Annotated in this window: 14 protein-coding genes; 5 read left to right on the top strand and 9 right to left on the bottom strand. The window is 50.9% G+C overall.

What is annotated here, in order from left to right; genetic code table 11:
• Positions 1 to 13: 13 nt before the first annotated feature.
• Both nuoA and lrhA read right to left on the bottom strand, forming a co-directional pair.
• On the bottom strand, positions 14 to 457 hold the full coding sequence (nuoA, locus tag AC07UY_RS15010) for an NADH-quinone oxidoreductase subunit NuoA (RefSeq protein WP_162383083.1): 444 nt from the start codon (positions 455 to 457) through the stop codon (positions 14 to 16).
• A 626-nt stretch (positions 458 to 1,083) separates the two neighbouring features.
• On the bottom strand, positions 1,084 to 2,022 hold the full coding sequence (lrhA, locus tag AC07UY_RS15005) for a transcriptional regulator LrhA (protein ID WP_203360569.1): 939 nt from the start codon (positions 2,020 to 2,022) through the stop codon (positions 1,084 to 1,086).
• A gap of 919 nt (positions 2,023 to 2,941) precedes the next feature.
• Between lrhA and alaA the strand changes: the two genes are divergently transcribed.
• Positions 2,942 to 4,159 carry an alanine transaminase AlaA gene (gene alaA, locus AC07UY_RS15000; RefSeq protein ID WP_162383085.1) on the top strand — a complete coding sequence of 406 codons (1,218 nt, stop codon included), beginning with the start codon at positions 2,942 to 2,944 and terminating at the stop codon, positions 4,157 to 4,159.
• Between the two features lie 91 nt (positions 4,160 to 4,250).
• Entirely contained in the window at positions 4,251 to 4,850 is a 600-nt protein-coding gene (gene yfbR, locus AC07UY_RS14995) for a 5'-deoxynucleotidase (RefSeq protein ID WP_203360567.1), read from the top strand.
• 45 nt (positions 4,851 to 4,895) lie between these two features.
• On the opposite strand, the gene AC07UY_RS14990 is transcribed toward yfbR, so the two are convergent.
• The 4 genes from AC07UY_RS14990 to yfbV form a co-directional block, all read right to left on the bottom strand.
• Positions 4,896 to 6,728 (bottom strand): SLC13 family permease, encoded by a 1,833-nt coding sequence (locus AC07UY_RS14990; RefSeq protein ID WP_494701469.1) that lies wholly within the window; start codon positions 6,726 to 6,728, stop codon positions 4,896 to 4,898.
• 77 nt (positions 6,729 to 6,805) lie between these two features.
• Entirely contained in the window at positions 6,806 to 7,483 is a 678-nt protein-coding gene (locus tag AC07UY_RS14985; protein ID WP_494701484.1) for a sugar phosphatase, read from the bottom strand.
• Positions 7,476 to 7,970 carry a YfbU family protein gene (locus AC07UY_RS14980; protein ID WP_162383089.1) on the bottom strand — a complete coding sequence of 165 codons (495 nt, stop codon included), beginning with the start codon at positions 7,968 to 7,970 and terminating at the stop codon, positions 7,476 to 7,478. The genes AC07UY_RS14985 and AC07UY_RS14980 overlap by 8 nt, the downstream gene beginning before the upstream one ends.
• Positions 7,971 to 8,054: 84 nt before the next feature.
• On the bottom strand, positions 8,055 to 8,510 hold the full coding sequence (gene yfbV / locus AC07UY_RS14975) for a terminus macrodomain insulation protein YfbV (RefSeq protein WP_192612904.1): 456 nt from the start codon (positions 8,508 to 8,510) through the stop codon (positions 8,055 to 8,057).
• A 337-nt stretch (positions 8,511 to 8,847) separates the two neighbouring features.
• Between yfbV and ackA the strand changes: the two genes are divergently transcribed.
• Entirely contained in the window at positions 8,848 to 10,050 is a 1,203-nt protein-coding gene (gene ackA, locus AC07UY_RS14970; protein ID WP_192612905.1) for an acetate kinase, read from the top strand.
• A gap of 75 nt (positions 10,051 to 10,125) precedes the next feature.
• On the top strand, positions 10,126 to 12,267 hold the full coding sequence (pta, locus tag AC07UY_RS14965; protein WP_494660646.1) for a phosphate acetyltransferase: 2,142 nt from the start codon (positions 10,126 to 10,128) through the stop codon (positions 12,265 to 12,267).
• A gap of 88 nt (positions 12,268 to 12,355) precedes the next feature.
• On the opposite strand, the gene yfcD is transcribed toward pta, so the two are convergent.
• From yfcD to yfcF, 3 genes are read right to left on the bottom strand one after another with little or no spacing between them, the layout of a single operon-like run.
• A complete protein-coding gene (gene yfcD / locus AC07UY_RS14960; RefSeq protein WP_192612907.1) occupies positions 12,356 to 12,901 on the bottom strand; it encodes an NUDIX hydrolase YfcD in 546 nt (181 codons plus the stop codon).
• Between the two features lie 55 nt (positions 12,902 to 12,956).
• A complete protein-coding gene (gene yfcE / locus AC07UY_RS14955; RefSeq protein ID WP_494660647.1) occupies positions 12,957 to 13,508 on the bottom strand; it encodes a phosphodiesterase in 552 nt (183 codons plus the stop codon).
• A gap of 55 nt (positions 13,509 to 13,563) precedes the next feature.
• Positions 13,564 to 14,208, bottom strand: coding sequence for a glutathione transferase (gene yfcF, locus AC07UY_RS14950; RefSeq protein ID WP_494660648.1), 645 nt, complete (start codon positions 14,206 to 14,208; stop codon positions 13,564 to 13,566).
• A 140-nt stretch (positions 14,209 to 14,348) separates the two neighbouring features.
• Between yfcF and yfcG the strand changes: the two genes are divergently transcribed.
• Positions 14,349 to 14,972, top strand: a complete 624-nt coding sequence (gene yfcG, locus AC07UY_RS14945; protein ID WP_494660649.1) for a GSH-dependent disulfide bond oxidoreductase — start codon at positions 14,349 to 14,351, stop codon at positions 14,970 to 14,972.
• Positions 14,973 to 15,008 lie beyond the last annotated feature (36 nt).

The following is a 15,008-nucleotide window of genomic DNA, read 5'->3' as shown; positions in this document are numbered from 1 at the left end:
TAATGCCTCGCGGTTAGCGTTGACGATTAGCGATACTGTTCGTTTCCGGGTTCATACGCTCGCGGCGTGAACGCGCGGGCGTCCAGTCCAGCGCGCCAATACGCACCAGATAAACCAGACCTGCCAGTAACACAAAAATAAAAATTGCAGCTTCCACAAAGCCAATCCAGCCGCTCTCGCGGATAGAAGTTGACCATGCGAACAGATACAGCGCTTCAACGTCGAAGATAACGAAGAACATGGCTACCAGATAAAACTTGGCAGACAGGCGCAAGCGGGCGGAGCCAACTGAGTCAATACCTGATTCGAACGGAACGTTTTTCGACCTCGCGCGTGCGCGACCGCCTAAAAACCAACCGCCGACGAGCATCAGGCAGCACAGTCCAATGGCAACAATAAGAAAGATAGCGAATGCCCAGTGATGAGCGATGATTTCAGTGGATGTTGACATACTCATTGCTTACTCATCAAAAGTAGCGCCAAATTCTCTGCTCTTTTCGGCAGATGAACGCCACATCGATTCATGGGGAGGAATAAAAAAAACCCTACAATAACTGTAGAAAATGATTAAACAGCTAATTGATGTGGTTTTTTACTCCTTTCTATAACCTTTTGTCAACTTTAACAAAAGTTACCTCACATTAATTCACATCAAGACAACTTGGTTAACATTTAATGCCGTTATGACTGATTTCGATCGCATCGCCAGTCGGCTTTAACTTTGTTGAATCGTGTCCGTTGTGAGGTTAAAGAGTTAATGCGCCTCTATTTTGACAGGAATTCGTGCAGATGCCTCCCCCTAAATAGGAGTATTTTCTTGATCTGTGACACGCTTTTGTTAATTCACCCTAAAAAACAGCAACAATTTCTCTAGTTTTTTAACATTGGCAGAAACTCAAGCCCCAGGTGCGTATTTTATGCGCAATACTGAAAAATAATCTTTACCAACTGATTTAATGAGACTTTATTTCAGTTTCGAATGCCATTTCTGGCAATTTGTACAAAAAAAGAACCACTGAGTGATTTTTCATCACCAGCGGTTCTTTTTTACACTTACAATTAATAACGTTTTTAGGTGGCGCGTTACTCGAAGTCACCTTCAACCATCAGAGAATCATCTCCCCCTTCCGGGGTAAACTGCGAGTACTGCCAGGGATTCTGATAGCTGTCCATCGCCTGATAGATAATCTGAGCGAGTTCGTTCTGGCTGGCAGGATCGCGACACAGCAGGTATTCCGTGTCAGGCAACGGCGGTAGTCCATCCACTGCGCTCAACACGCGCAGATCCGGACTCATCATCTCGACTGGACGCGCGGTGATCCCTAATCCGGCCTTCACCGCCGCACGAACTGCCGGTAGTGTCGACGCAACATACGCCAGACGCCACGGGATGTTCGCCGCATTCAATGTTGCCAGCACGATGTCACGAAACGGACTGGGATCATCCAGCAACACTAACGGAATCGGCTCGCCTTTTTGCAGCACATACTCTGCGGCACAGTACCAGTGAGTGGGTGATGTGCGCAGGTTAAGGCAGTCGAAAGCGCCAGGTCGATTGGTGGTCACAATCAGATCCACTTCCTGCGACTTCAGCATATCGACCATAAAGGCGTTACGCTTCACCCTGACGTCCAGTGCAAGTTTCGGATAAACCGAACTGATGCGATTGAGTAAAAAAGGCAGTATCGTATCGGCAGATTCATCGGAAGCGCCGATTGTTAATACCCCCTGAAGATTACTGAACATTAATGATGAACAGGCTTCATCATTAAAACGCAGAATTTTTCGGGCATATCCCAGAAGTTGGATACCGTGTTCAGTCAAAAGCTTGTTACGACCATGTCGGGCGAACAATTCCTTTCCTACGAGCTGCTCAAGGCGTTGCATTTGCTGACTGACCGCAGACTGCGTACGGCATACTGCCGCAGCTGCAGCCGCGAAGGTGTTCAGATCCGCAACAGCAACAAACGTTCTCAGCAGATCGAGGTCGAGATTAATGATCGGACGATTTGCATTTATCATAATTTTTCACTTACTGGCGGCTCATACTGAGCTGAGCGGGCTAATGCTGTGTATTCGGAAACAAACAACTCCATTTGTAATGTCCCTCCCTGGCAGTATCACTCTGGTGTCACTGAGCGAAGTAAGAGGGAATATCACGTTGCTGACAACATGACCCCCTATCCGATATATACTAAAATATATATCGTTAAAAAGCGTCGTATCTATTAGATGCTCGTGGTTTCTTGCTAATGTTAAACGTGTAAGCATGGTAAATGTAAGAATAGTTAACGTACTCTCGCAGACACAAAAAAAGCAAGTTGCGCAATGAGTTAGTTATTAAAGCATCTCTTGCCTAATAGCAGAAATCATAACCTTCGCGCCATTTTTCATGGTTATCTTAACCTAAAACCGCATTATTTATAAGCCTTAATGCGATTAATCTGATGCAAAGTTATGTTATGCTGATCAAAGTATTCTTTATTATTAATGCCTTCGGTAAATGCTTTTTAAATATTAAATAATAATTAATTAATAAACACAGTATTCATTAATTCTACTTAACAATAGATTCACACCCTCAAGCCCATCGAACACATTTATAACAGTCGCGCATTGCAAGCTTTCAGTATTTACGAATTATTTACCTGCAGGAGCTCTGCTGAGAACGCGATCCTACGCAAAAATAGATTATTTTTTAACAACACAAAACACCAAAATTTGCGCAGTCACAAAGAATTATATTCTATATAATAATGACTCTAACAAATATAAAACTAACAAATCAGCATCCATAAAGTCATTAACAGCACATTCATGCGCCACCCATTGGCAAAATCTTCTACTGTAGACCCTTCAAAACTCACCGTCGTGGGAGTACATTGTTCCGTGCTGACTTCCACGGCAGGGAGTGGCGATAACAGCTAAAAGGTCAAGATTCATGTCCCCTATTGAAAAATCCAGCAAATTAGATAACGTCTGTTACGACATCCGCGGCCCGGTTCTGAAAGAAGCAAAACGTCTGGAAGAAGAAGGCAATAAAGTTCTGAAACTGAACATTGGCAATCCCGCGCCTTTTGGGTTTGAAGCGCCTGATGAGATTCTGGTTGATGTCATCCGTAATTTGCCAACGGCGCAAGGATATTGCGACTCAAAAGGTCTCTACTCTGCCCGTAAAGCGATTATGCAGCATTACCAGGCTCGCGGAATACGCGATGTCACCGTAGAAGATATTTATATTGGTAACGGCGTATCTGAGCTTATCGTTCAGGCAATGCAAGCGTTGCTGAACAGCGGGGATGAAATGCTGGTGCCAGCGCCCGACTATCCGTTGTGGACGGCGGCGGTTTCGCTTTCAAGTGGCAAAGCGGTACATTACCTTTGTGATGAATCTTCTGACTGGTTCCCAGACCTTGATGATATCCGCGCCAAAATTACGCCGCGCACCCGTGGTATTGTCATCATCAACCCCAACAACCCCACCGGCGCCGTTTATTCCAAAGAGCTGCTGATGGAAATTGTTGAGATTGCTCGCCAGCATAATCTCATTATTTTTGCCGACGAAATTTACGACAAAATTCTCTACGATGACGCCGAGCACCATTCCATCGCCGCGCTGGCGCCGGATCTGCTAACGATCACCTTTAACGGCTTGTCCAAGACCTATCGTGTGGCTGGATTCCGTCAGGGCTGGATGGTTCTGAACGGGCCGAAGAAACATGCGAAGGGGTATATCGAAGGCCTGGAGATGCTGGCGTCAATGCGTCTGTGCGCAAACGTGCCAGCGCAGCACGCCATTCAAACCGCATTAGGCGGATACCAGAGCATTAGCGAATTTATCATGCCCGGCGGACGCCTTTATGAACAGCGTAACCGCGCATGGGAATTGATTAATGATATTCCCGGTGTTTCCTGCGTGAAACCGCGTGGCGCGCTGTATATGTTCCCGAAAATTGATGCAAAACGCTTTAATATTCATGACGACCAGAAAATGGTGCTCGATTTCCTGTTGCAGGAAAAAGTGCTGCTGGTTCAGGGAAGCGCGTTCAACTGGCCATGGCCGGATCACTTCCGCATCGTGACGCTGCCACGTATTGACGACATTGAGATGTCGCTCAGTAAATTTGAGCGTTTCCTGTCGGGTTATCACCAGGCTTAAGGCCACCATCTGAAATTGGCTGCCGGTATTTGCATCCGGCCGCCTTCTCTGCGCAAAATGACCTCCAGGTTGTCATGATGAAAAGGTCACTATGAAGCAGAGCCATTTTTTTGCCCACCTCTCCCGCCTCAAACTCATTAACCGCTGGCCGCTAATGCGTAATGTACGCACGGAAAACGTCTCCGAACACAGCCTGCAGGTTGCCATGGTCGCCCATGCGCTGGCCGCCATTAAAAACCGTAAATTTGCAGGTCAGGTCAATGCGGAACGTATTGCTCTGTTGGCAATGTATCACGATGCCTCTGAGGTCCTGACAGGCGATCTGCCTACTCCGGTCAAATACTTTAACTCGCAGATTGCGCAGGAATACAAAGCCATTGAGAAAATCGCTCAGCAGAAACTGGTCGATATGGTGCCTGAGGAACTACGTGATATTTTCGAGCCGCTGATCGATGAACAAGCCTACAGCGAAGAAGAAAAATCGATTGTTAAACAAGCAGATGCGCTGTGCGCGTATCTGAAGTGTCTGGAAGAGTTGTCTGCAGGCAACAATGAATTTTTGCTGGCAAAAGCGCGTCTGGAAAAAACGCTGGAATCACGCCGCAGCGAAGAGATGGACTATTTTATGGATGTGTTTGTGCCAAGCTTCCATTTATCTCTGGATGAGATTAGCCAGGATTCTCCGCTATAACCGTTGCCGGATGGCCCCAGCGCCATCCGGCAACGCGACACAAAATCAGAACGGAAACAGCATCGGTATCATCACCACACATACCACCATCACGATGACGGTAAACGGCACACCCAGTTTCACAAAGTCGCTGAAGCTGTAGTTCCCCGGCCCCAGAACCAGCGTATTGACCGGTGACGATACTGGCGTCATGAAGGCCGCGGATGCCGCCATCGCAATCACCATCGCAAAAGGATACGGCGAAACGCCCATAGACTTCGCCGCCGCCAGCGCAATGGGTGCCATCAGCACAGCTGTCGCGGTATTAGAAATAAATAGTCCGATGCTGGCACACATGACAAACAGGCAGGCCAGCATCATATACGGACCGTACCCGCCCCCAACGTCCATCAATCCTTTCACCACCAGATCGACACCGCCGGTTTTTTGCAACGCCAGTGCAAAAGGCATCATGCCGACAATCAGGATGATGCTCGGCCAGTGAATGGATTTATAGGCGCTTTCTGCGTCAATGCAGCGAAACTTACCCATCAACAGACAGGCGATAATGGCGGCGACAGGGTTAGGGATTTCATCTGTCAGCATCAGGGCTACCATCAGCACCAGACAAAAAATCGCATGCGGCGCCTGGCTATGCGCCGGTGAAGCCTCGCTGACCTCCTCCGGCATGTTGAGCACCACAAAGTCACGCCCCTGTTGCCCCAGCAGGCTTATCTGCTTCCAGTTTCCCACCACCAGAATAATATCGCCCATCAGCAACGGTTCATCGACCACCGCACCTTCCATCGCAACGCCATCACGTTTCAGACCCACAATATTCAGACCGTGACGTGTACGAAAAGCCATTTCCCGAACCGATTTGCCGATTAACTCTGATTCAGGGATCAACGAAATCTCTGCCATCCCGACATCCAGTGCCTGGTCGGAAAAATACTCCCCACGCAGCACCATCGGCTCTAGCAATTGCTCGCTGCAAAACTGACGGAGATCCACCTCGGCCGTCGACATATCGATCAGTAACACGTCGCGGGCGCGAAATTCTGACACACCATTCACATTGACGATCACGCGCCGAAAACGCCGCCAGCGCTCCACGCCAATGACGTTTGCGCCGTAGCGCTCGCGCAATTTCAGGTCGTCCAGACGCTGCCCCACCAGCGGAGAACCCGGACGAATAGCAAGACGACGGGCGCGTCCAGCCAGACGATACTCTTTAATTAAATCGCGAAAAGTTCGCCGCTTCCACCCTTCACGGTGCTGCCCCGGCGTCTCGCTTTTGAGCATGAAGCGCATCAGCAGCATATAGATGATCCCAAGCACCAGGACCACCAGACCAATCGGCGTAACGCTAAAGAAGCTAAAACCGTGTAACCCTTCGCGCAGTAATTCGCTGTTGACCACCAGGTTGGGGGGGGTGGCGACCAGCGTCATCATCCCACTGATAAGCCCGGCAAAACTGAGCGGCATCATCAGACGCGAAGGCGACGTCTGCATACGCATCGACACGCTTAACACCACAGGAATGAAGATAGCAACGACGCCCGTTGAGCTCATAAACGCGCCCAGACCGGCAACCGTAATCATCAGCAGCACCAGCATTTTGATTTCACTGCTACCGGCCATTTTTACCAGCCAGGTCCCCATGACGGTCGCCACGCCAGTGCGCACCAGGCCATCACCGATGATAAATAAGGCAGCAATCAGGATAACGTTAGGATCGCTAAAACCCGAAAACGCCTCTGTGATGCTCAGCGTTCCGCTCAGAATAAACGCCACGATGACCAGCAAAGCGACCGCGTCCATACGCACTTTGCCCGTCGCAAACAGGATAACGGCGATCGCCAGTAAGGAGAGGACCCATATCAATTCACCGTTCACAACATATCCTTGTGTAATGAGGGGGATAGACTGATTCTGCCATAAAAAAGCCCCGCATGGACGGGGCTAAATCATGATCAGGTATGTCTGAGAACCACGACATTTCCGTTGGGTTGTTTAGTCACGGAAATCTGTTCAAGACTCTGCAGGGAAAAATCAACTTCATCGAGGCGAGGGGTCGTTTCTGGCGCATTCACCGCTATAACGTGGCATCCTGCGGCCAGGCCAGAAAGGATCCCGGCTGGCGCATCTTCAACCACGGTACATTCTTGCGGCGAGAGCCCAAGCAACTGTGCGCCCAGCAGGTATGCATCAGGTTCCGGCTTGCCTCTTTTTACCCGTTCGGCCGTGACAAAGACTTCCGGGACAGGAAGTCCCGCCGCCTTATGACGAGCCCGTGCGACCGGCATGGAGCCTGACGTGACAATCGCCCAGGGGATCCCGGCTTTATTGAGGTGATTCAGCAATGCAATCGCGCCAGGCAGAGCGACGATACCGGCAGTATCGGTGGCCTCTATTTGTTCCAGACGCGAGAACTCGGCCGCAATCTCCGATTCAGACTTGCCCGCCATAAAGTGTCGTAGCGAGGTGATCGCCTGTTTGCCGTGTATAAAGCCCAGCACGTCATCGTGATTGAGCCCAAAACGATCGGCCCAGTTGCACCACGCTCGCTCTACGGCGGGCAATGAGTCGACCAGCGTTCCATCCAGATCAAACAGAAAACCTTTGCACTGCACACTGACCCCCTCAGGCATTAATGATTTGATTAATTTCATTCGCGCTCAGGTGATACTGACGCGGGCAAGAATGCCAGACATTCAGCATACGTTGATACTTCTCCCACATCGGCGTCTGAGCATTAAAACCATGCGTGCCCGCATCAAAATGAGTATAGCGCCCTTCCACATTCACCATAAAGCGAACATAGCCGAGGTAACGCGCTTCTGTTGCCGCGTCAAAACCCAGGAACGTTACACGACGTTCATCAATAGATTGCGCGTCTTTCAGGTTAGTCCAGGAAACGTGGAGGGCGTGATACATTTCCATAATATCGATCACCGTACGGCAGGTTTCTTCGGTCAACTCGCCAAACTCACGATCCAGCTCACGCATCTGCAAACCATAACCACGTTCAATAATCGTCTGTATACGGCGATAGCGTTCGGCATTGCTCGGGTCGAGCATGGTCATCATTTTGTACTGGTTAGACAAAATAAGACGTTGAGCGTTAGTCATTTCCATTTTGGGACTCCTGTATCACTTCTACTACGGTGAAAAAAAAGAAGGCATCTTATGCCTTCTTTTATATGCGTAATCAGGGGTCAATTACAAATCATCAAGGAAAGTTTTATCCAGTTGTTTGAAGGCGCGCTTAAGCGTGTCAGCTAATGCCTGGTAATCAGGCTTACCTTCGACCGGCGCCAGCGCCTGTCCGGCCTCCTGTAATTTACTGCGGACCTCATAAAACCAACTCAAAACTGAGGGGGGCAGTGGTGTTACGGAGCGTTTACCCAGCCACCATAACCCCTGCATCGGCAAACTGAGAGCGAACAGCGCTGTCGCTACAGCGGGGCCGAGTTGCCCTCCCAGCGCGATTTGCCAGCACAGCGTAAACACAGCAATGGGCGGCATAAAGCGAATGGCATAACGCGTCATCCGGATCACGCGATTCTCAACAAAAACGGGTGCGAGTCGCTTTTCCATTGGCCACGTCTTTGCGTAGTGCTGCCCCCGGCGAAACAAACTAAAAAAATTTACGGAGCGATTATCCGGTGTCGACATGGCTTTACCTCAACTTCACATACAAAAATTAAAATATTTGTGCAAAACAACAACTGCATGGGACAACGTTCAAAACATTTTGTCTTCGATACCCACTATCGGGTATCCTGTGTCGGCCTGTATGGCCAGTAGTACAAAATTATTGAGTCGTCAAATTTACATACAGTATGCCATTGGCTGAAAAATACGCAAAATGGCATAGACTCAAAGGTATTTCTTCCATCATGCAAAAAAGATAATTGAGCATGATGTTAATCATAAATGTCAGCGTCATCATGCGCTACGCTCTATGGCTCACTGACGTTTTTTTAGCCACGTATCATAAATAGGTACTTCCATGTCGAGTAAGTTAGTACTGGTTCTGAACTGCGGTAGCTCCTCACTGAAATTTGCAATCATCGATGCAGTTAATGGTGAAGAGTACCTTTCTGGTTTAGCCGAATGTTTCCATCTCCCAGAAGCACGTATCAAATGGAAAATGGACGGCGGTAAACAAGAAGCGGCTTTAGGTGCAGGCGCCGCTCACAGTGAAGCGCTGAACTTTATCGTTAATACTATTCTGGCACAAAAACCAGAACTGTCTGCGCAGCTGACTGCTATTGGTCATCGTATCGTACACGGCGGTGAGAAGTATACCAGCTCCGTGGTTATTGATGACTCCGTTATCCAGGGCATCAAAGACTCTGCCTCTTTCGCACCGCTGCATAACCCGGCTCATTTGATCGGTATCGCAGAAGCGCTGAAATCCTTCCCGAATCTGAAAGACAAGAACGTTGCTGTGTTTGACACCGCGTTCCATCAGACTATGCCGGAAGAATCTTACCTCTATGCCCTGCCGTACAGCCTGTACAAAGAGCACGGCGTTCGTCGTTACGGCGCGCACGGCACCAGCCACTTCTTCGTTACTCAGGAAGCGGCAAAAATGCTGAACAAACCGGTTGAAGAACTGAACATCATCACCTGCCACTTGGGCAACGGTGGTTCTGTTTCTGCTATCCGTAATGGTCAATGTGTCGATACTTCTATGGGTCTGACCCCGCTGGAAGGTCTGGTAATGGGTACGCGTTCCGGTGATATTGACCCGGCGATTATCTTCCACCTGCACGACACCCTGGGCATGAGCGTTGACGCAATCAACAAAATGCTGACCAAAGAGTCTGGCCTGCTGGGTCTGACCGAAGTCACCAGCGATTGCCGCTACGTTGAAGACAACTACACCACCAAAGAAGACGCTAAACGTGCAATGGACGTATACTGCCACCGTCTGGCGAAATACATCGGCTCTTACACTGCGCTGATGGATGGTCGTCTGGACGCAGTTGTCTTCACCGGTGGTATCGGTGAAAACGCGGCGATGGTTCGCGAACTGTCTCTGGGCAAACTGGGCGTGCTGGGCTTTGAAGTTGACCACGAACGCAACCTGGCTGCCCGTTTCGGCAAATCTGGTTTCATCAATAAAGAAGGTACCCGTCCTGCGGTGGTTATCCCAACCAACGAAGAACTGGTTATCGCGCAAGACGCGAGCCGTCTGACTGCCTGATTTCACACCGCCAGCCTTGCTGGCGGTGCTGTTTTGTAACCCGCCGAAACCGGTGGTAACGAAAGAGGATAAACCGTGTCCCGTATTATTATGCTGATCCCTACCGGAACCAGCGTCGGCCTGACCAGCGTCAGCCTTGGCGTGATCCGTGCTATGGAACGTAAAGGCGTTCGTCTGAGCGTCTTTAAGCCAATCGCTCAACCGCGCTCCGGTGGCGATGCGCCAGACCAGACCACGACCATCTTACGTGCAAACTCTTCTGTGCCTGCAGCAGAACCGCTGAACATGAGCTACGTAGAATCTCTGCTCTCCAGCAATCAGAAAGATGTGCTGATGGAAGAGATCATCGCGAACTATCACGCGAACACCAAAGATGCAGAAGTCGTTCTGGTTGAAGGTCTGGTACCGACCCGTAAACATCAGTTTGCTCAGGCGCTGAACTTTGAAATCGCGAAAACGCTGAACGCGGAAATCGTGTTTGTCATGTCTCAGGGCACCGACACGCCAGAACAGCTGAACGAGCGTATTGAACTGACTCGCAGCAGCTTCGGCGGCGCCAAAAACGCCAACATTACTGGCGTTATCGTTAACAAGCTGAACGCACCTGTTGACGAACAAGGCCGTACTCGCCCGGATCTGTCCGAGATTTTTGACGACTCCTCCAAAGCGAAAGTGGTTAAAGTTGATCCGGCTAAATTGCAAGAATCCAGCCCGCTGCCGGTTCTCGGCGCAGTGCCATGGAGCTTCGACCTGATCGCAACGCGTGCAATCGACATGGCGCGTCATCTGAACGCTACCGTGGTTAACGAAGGCGATATCAACACGCGTCGCGTGAAGTCTGTCACCTTCTGTGCACGCAGCATTCCGCACATGCTGGAACACTTCCGCGCAGGTTCTCTGCTGGTGACTTCCGCTGACCGTCCGGACGTGCTGGTTGCAGCATGCCTGGCCGCAATGAACGGCGTAGAAATCGGCGCCCTGCTGCTGACTGGCGGCTACGAAATGGACGCGCGCATCACCAAACTGTGCGAACGTGCTTTCGAAACCGGCCTGCCGGTATTTATGGTGAACACCAACACCTGGCAGACCTCCCTGAGCCTGCAGAGCTTCAACCTGGAAGTACCGGTTGACGATCACGAGCGCATCGAGAAAGTTCAGGAATACGTAGCTAACTACATCAACGCTGACTGGATCGAGTCTCTGACTGCGACCTCTGAGCGTAGCCGTCGCCTGTCTCCGCCTGCGTTCCGTTACCAGTTGACCGAACTGGCGCGTAAAGCCGGTAAACGTGTTGTTCTGCCGGAAGGCGATGAGCCGCGTACCGTTAAAGCCGCCGCCATCTGTGCTGAACGTGGTATCGCAACCTGCGTACTGTTGGGTAACCCGGATGAGATCACCCGTGTTGCTGCCTCTCAGGGCGTTGAACTGGGTGCTGGCGTAGAAATCGTTGACCCGGATGTGGTTCGCGAAAGCTATGTGGCTCGCCTGGTCGAACTGCGTAAAAACAAAGGCATGACCGAAACGGTTGCCCGCGAACAGCTGGAAGACAACGTGGTTCTCGGTACCCTGATGCTGGAACAGGATGACGTTGACGGTCTGGTTTCCGGTGCCGTTCACACCACCGCGAACACCATTCGTCCTCCGCTGCAGCTGATCAAAACTGCGCCGGGTAGCTCCCTGGTGTCTTCTGTGTTCTTCATGCTGCTGCCGGAACAGGTTTACGTTTACGGCGACTGCGCGATCAACCCGGATCCGACCGCAGAACAGCTGGCAGAAATCGCGATTCAGTCTGCTGACTCCGCGACCGCCTTCGGTATCGAACCGCGCGTGGCAATGCTCTCCTACTCCACAGGCACCTCTGGTGCAGGTAGCGATGTAGAGAAAGTACGTGAAGCGACTCGTCTGGCGCAGGAAAAACGTCCTGACCTGATGATCGATGGTCCGCTGCAGTATGACGCCGCAGTTATGGCTGATGTTGCGAAGTCCAAAGCGCCGAACTCTCCGGTTGCTGGTCGCGCTACCGTGTTCATCTTCCCGGATCTGAACACCGGTAACACCACCTACAAAGCGGTACAGCGTTCTGCCGACCTGATCTCCATCGGGCCGATGCTGCAGGGTATGCGCAAGCCGGTGAACGACCTGTCCCGTGGCGCGCTGGTAGACGATATCGTCTACACCATCGCTCTGACCGCGATTCAGTCTTCACAGCAGCAGTAATATCTCGCCGGATAATCGAACAGATTATCTGGCGGTGAGACGAAAAAGGCAGCCATCAGGCTGCCTTTTTTACTTCTGCAAAACAGTATTATTCTGTTTCTTCCGCCGTGGCGGTTTCATTCTTCGCATTGCGGGTCATCCACAGCGCCAATGCTTTCAGCGAATCTGGCGTAAACTCATCGCAGCGCGCGGTAATCTCCGCAGGCGTCAGCCAGCAGACCTCACTGATTTCGGCTTCCTGAAGCGCAAACGGGCCATGGGATACGCAGCTAAACAGAGCGCCCCACACGCGGCAGTGTTTATCTTCGAAATAGAACTGGCCATGTTCAGCAAACGGAACGCCTGCAATACCCAGTTCTTCTTCCGCTTCACGGCGGGCGGATTCAAGCAATTGCTCATCGGCCTGTACCACACCACCCGCAGTAGCATCTAACATACCCGGCAAAAAGTCTTTTGTTTCGGTACGACGCTGAACCAGGATTTTGCCCATGCCATCATGCACAACGATGTATGTTGCACGATGACGTAAACATTGCGCCCGCATTTGTTCGCGGCTGGATTGTGCGATGACTTCGTTGTCTTCATTCACAATATCCACCCATTCAGTACTTGCCAAACGACGCTGTTCCACCATCAGGAAACCTTCTTTATCTAGCGCTCTTACGGCGCGTTTACAATTGTGGGGTAAATTACGGATTAATTGTCATCTGCGCAATGGTACTTTGATCATTGAGTGCGATAACACGTATAACATTATCATCCAGAATCCCGTAGCTTGCCTTAAAGCCACCTTTCGGGATGCTCACCGAACCTGGATTAAAGTGATATACCTCTCCCCGCTTTTCTGCAACAGGCAGATGTGTATGTCCATACACCAGCACATCACCGGCATTTAATGCAGGAAGGTTCTCCGGACCGAAAAGATGCCCATGCGTCAGAAACAGGCGCTGGTTTTCCATCAGTATCTGCTGCCAGGGCACCGTCATCGGGAAATGAAGCAGCATTTGATCTACTTCGCTGTCGCAGTTGCCCCGCACGGCAATGATCCGCCCAGCCTGTGTGTTAAGAAGGTCTGCAACCTGAGCAGGCGCATAGCCTTCCGGCAACGCATTGCGCGGGCCGTGGTTCAGCACATCCCCCAGTATCACCAGCCATTGTGCACCACTGTTAGTAAACAGTTCGAGTACACGTTCCGTGGCCGGTAACGACCCATGAATGTCTGATGCAAACATCAGTTTCATCACTCACTCCTCGTCGTAAATAACCCCTCTATGATACTGGAATACGCGTGGATTATCAGCCAGAACGCTTCGCAGAAAGCGCGATAAAACGCTGGACAGAAGCGCGCTGCCACTGGAATGCTGCATATTCAGCCAGCGGTTCAGGCACCTCATCACCCTGTAGCGCCAGGCGGTTAATCATTAACGCCAGATCGCTATCGGCAATGCACCATTCGCCAAATAAATTCGGTTTGCCGTGGGCAAGCAAATTGCCGGCTGTCGCAAACAATTTCTCCACGCTGGCTTTTCCCGCCTCGCTGAGAGGGCCTTTTTTCGCGCCTGCAAACACCACATCCGTGGGACGCTCTTCGCGAATCGGCATCAAGTCGCTGCGCAACCATGCCTGAATCTGGCGAGCACGAGCACGTTTTTGCAGATCGAGAGGGTAAATGCGCTCCCATTGCGGCGGCGCGAAGCGATCTTCCAGATACTCCGCAATGGCCGAAGATTCGCTGAGTTCAAAACCCTCGATCTCCAGCACCGGGACGCGACGGGTGAGCGCATAACCCTGCCAGGTCGGTTGTAAATGTTCACCGCTGTTCAGATCAACGGTTTTGAGGGTAAAGGGAAGCCCTTTCTCCTGCAGGGCAACGTAGACAGACATCACGTAGGGAGAAAAAAAGTTAGCGTCTGACCAGAGCGTTATCGCGGGCTTGCTCATAATATCCTCATCGATGTTTAGGCGTTATCTCAAAATATAGAGTCTTTTACGCGCTGTCACTTGATGAAAACTCACGTACCGCAAGAGGCTTTCTATACTTGTGTTGGTCAGCCATTTTTTCGATATGCACGGGAGCTGAAATGATCGACCTCTACTACGCCCCAACCCCCAACGGGCATAAAATTACGCTGTTTCTGGAAGAGACCCGCCTTGACTATCGTCTGATCAACGTGGATATCAGTAAAGGTAGTCAGTTCCGCCCCGAATTTTTAGCTATCTCGCCCAACAATAAAATTCCGGCGATTGTTGACCATACCCCTGTAGACGGCGGCGCGCCATTCAGTGTGTTTGAATCGGGTGAGATCTTGCTGTATTTGGCGGAAAAAACCGGGCAATTGCTGAGTGAAAAGTTACGCGAACGCCACACGACGCTCACATGGCTTTTCTGGCAGGTTGGTGGGCTTGGCCCGATGCTCGGTCAGAATCATCACTTCAACCACTTCGCGCCACAGACGATCCCCTACGCCATTGAACGATATCAGGTTGAGACGCAGCGTCTGTACAACGTGCTGAACAAACGTCTGGAGTCTTCCCCGTGGCTGGGCGGCGATCAGTACAGCATTGCCGATATCGCGTGCTGGCCATGGGTAAACGCGCATCTACGGCAACGGATCGATCTCGATATGTTCCCGGCGGTCAATAACTGGTTCGAACGTATCCGTACACGCCCCGCGACAGTGCGGGCAATGCAGCACGCGCAGTAGACGCGCCCTCGTTCGGGGGAGATAAAGCATTCCTAT

This window comes from Citrobacter sp. GW821-FHT02E08 (genome assembly GCF_059421685.1).
The sequence above is the reverse complement of the archived record's forward strand: the minus strand, read 5'-3'. Positions and strand labels throughout refer to the sequence as shown.

Bases quoted from the DNA above. Each gene is read 5' to 3' on its own strand.
- nuoA (WP_162383083.1), bottom strand. From the start codon at position 457: ATGAGTATGTCAACATCCACTGAAATCATCGCTCATCACTGGGCATTC.
- lrhA (WP_203360569.1), bottom strand. From the start codon at position 2,022: ATGATAAATGCAAATCGTCCGATCATTAATCTCGACCTCGATCTGCTG.
- alaA (WP_162383085.1), top strand. From the start codon at position 2,942: ATGTCCCCTATTGAAAAATCCAGCAAATTAGATAACGTCTGTTACGAC.
- yfbR (WP_203360567.1), top strand. From the start codon at position 4,251: ATGAAGCAGAGCCATTTTTTTGCCCACCTCTCCCGCCTCAAACTCATT.
- AC07UY_RS14985 (WP_494701484.1), bottom strand. From the start codon at position 7,483: ATGCCTGAGGGGGTCAGTGTGCAGTGCAAAGGTTTTCTGTTTGATCTG.
- AC07UY_RS14980 (WP_162383089.1), bottom strand. From the start codon at position 7,970: ATGGAAATGACTAACGCTCAACGTCTTATTTTGTCTAACCAGTACAAA.
- yfbV (WP_192612904.1), bottom strand. From the start codon at position 8,510: ATGTCGACACCGGATAATCGCTCCGTAAATTTTTTTAGTTTGTTTCGC.
- ackA (WP_192612905.1), top strand. From the start codon at position 8,848: ATGTCGAGTAAGTTAGTACTGGTTCTGAACTGCGGTAGCTCCTCACTG.
- yfcD (WP_192612907.1), bottom strand. From the start codon at position 12,901: ATGGTGGAACAGCGTCGTTTGGCAAGTACTGAATGGGTGGATATTGTG.
- yfcE (WP_494660647.1), bottom strand. From the start codon at position 13,508: ATGAAACTGATGTTTGCATCAGACATTCATGGGTCGTTACCGGCCACG.
- yfcF (WP_494660648.1), bottom strand. From the start codon at position 14,208: ATGAGCAAGCCCGCGATAACGCTCTGGTCAGACGCTAACTTTTTTTCT.
- yfcG (WP_494660649.1), top strand. From the start codon at position 14,349: ATGATCGACCTCTACTACGCCCCAACCCCCAACGGGCATAAAATTACG.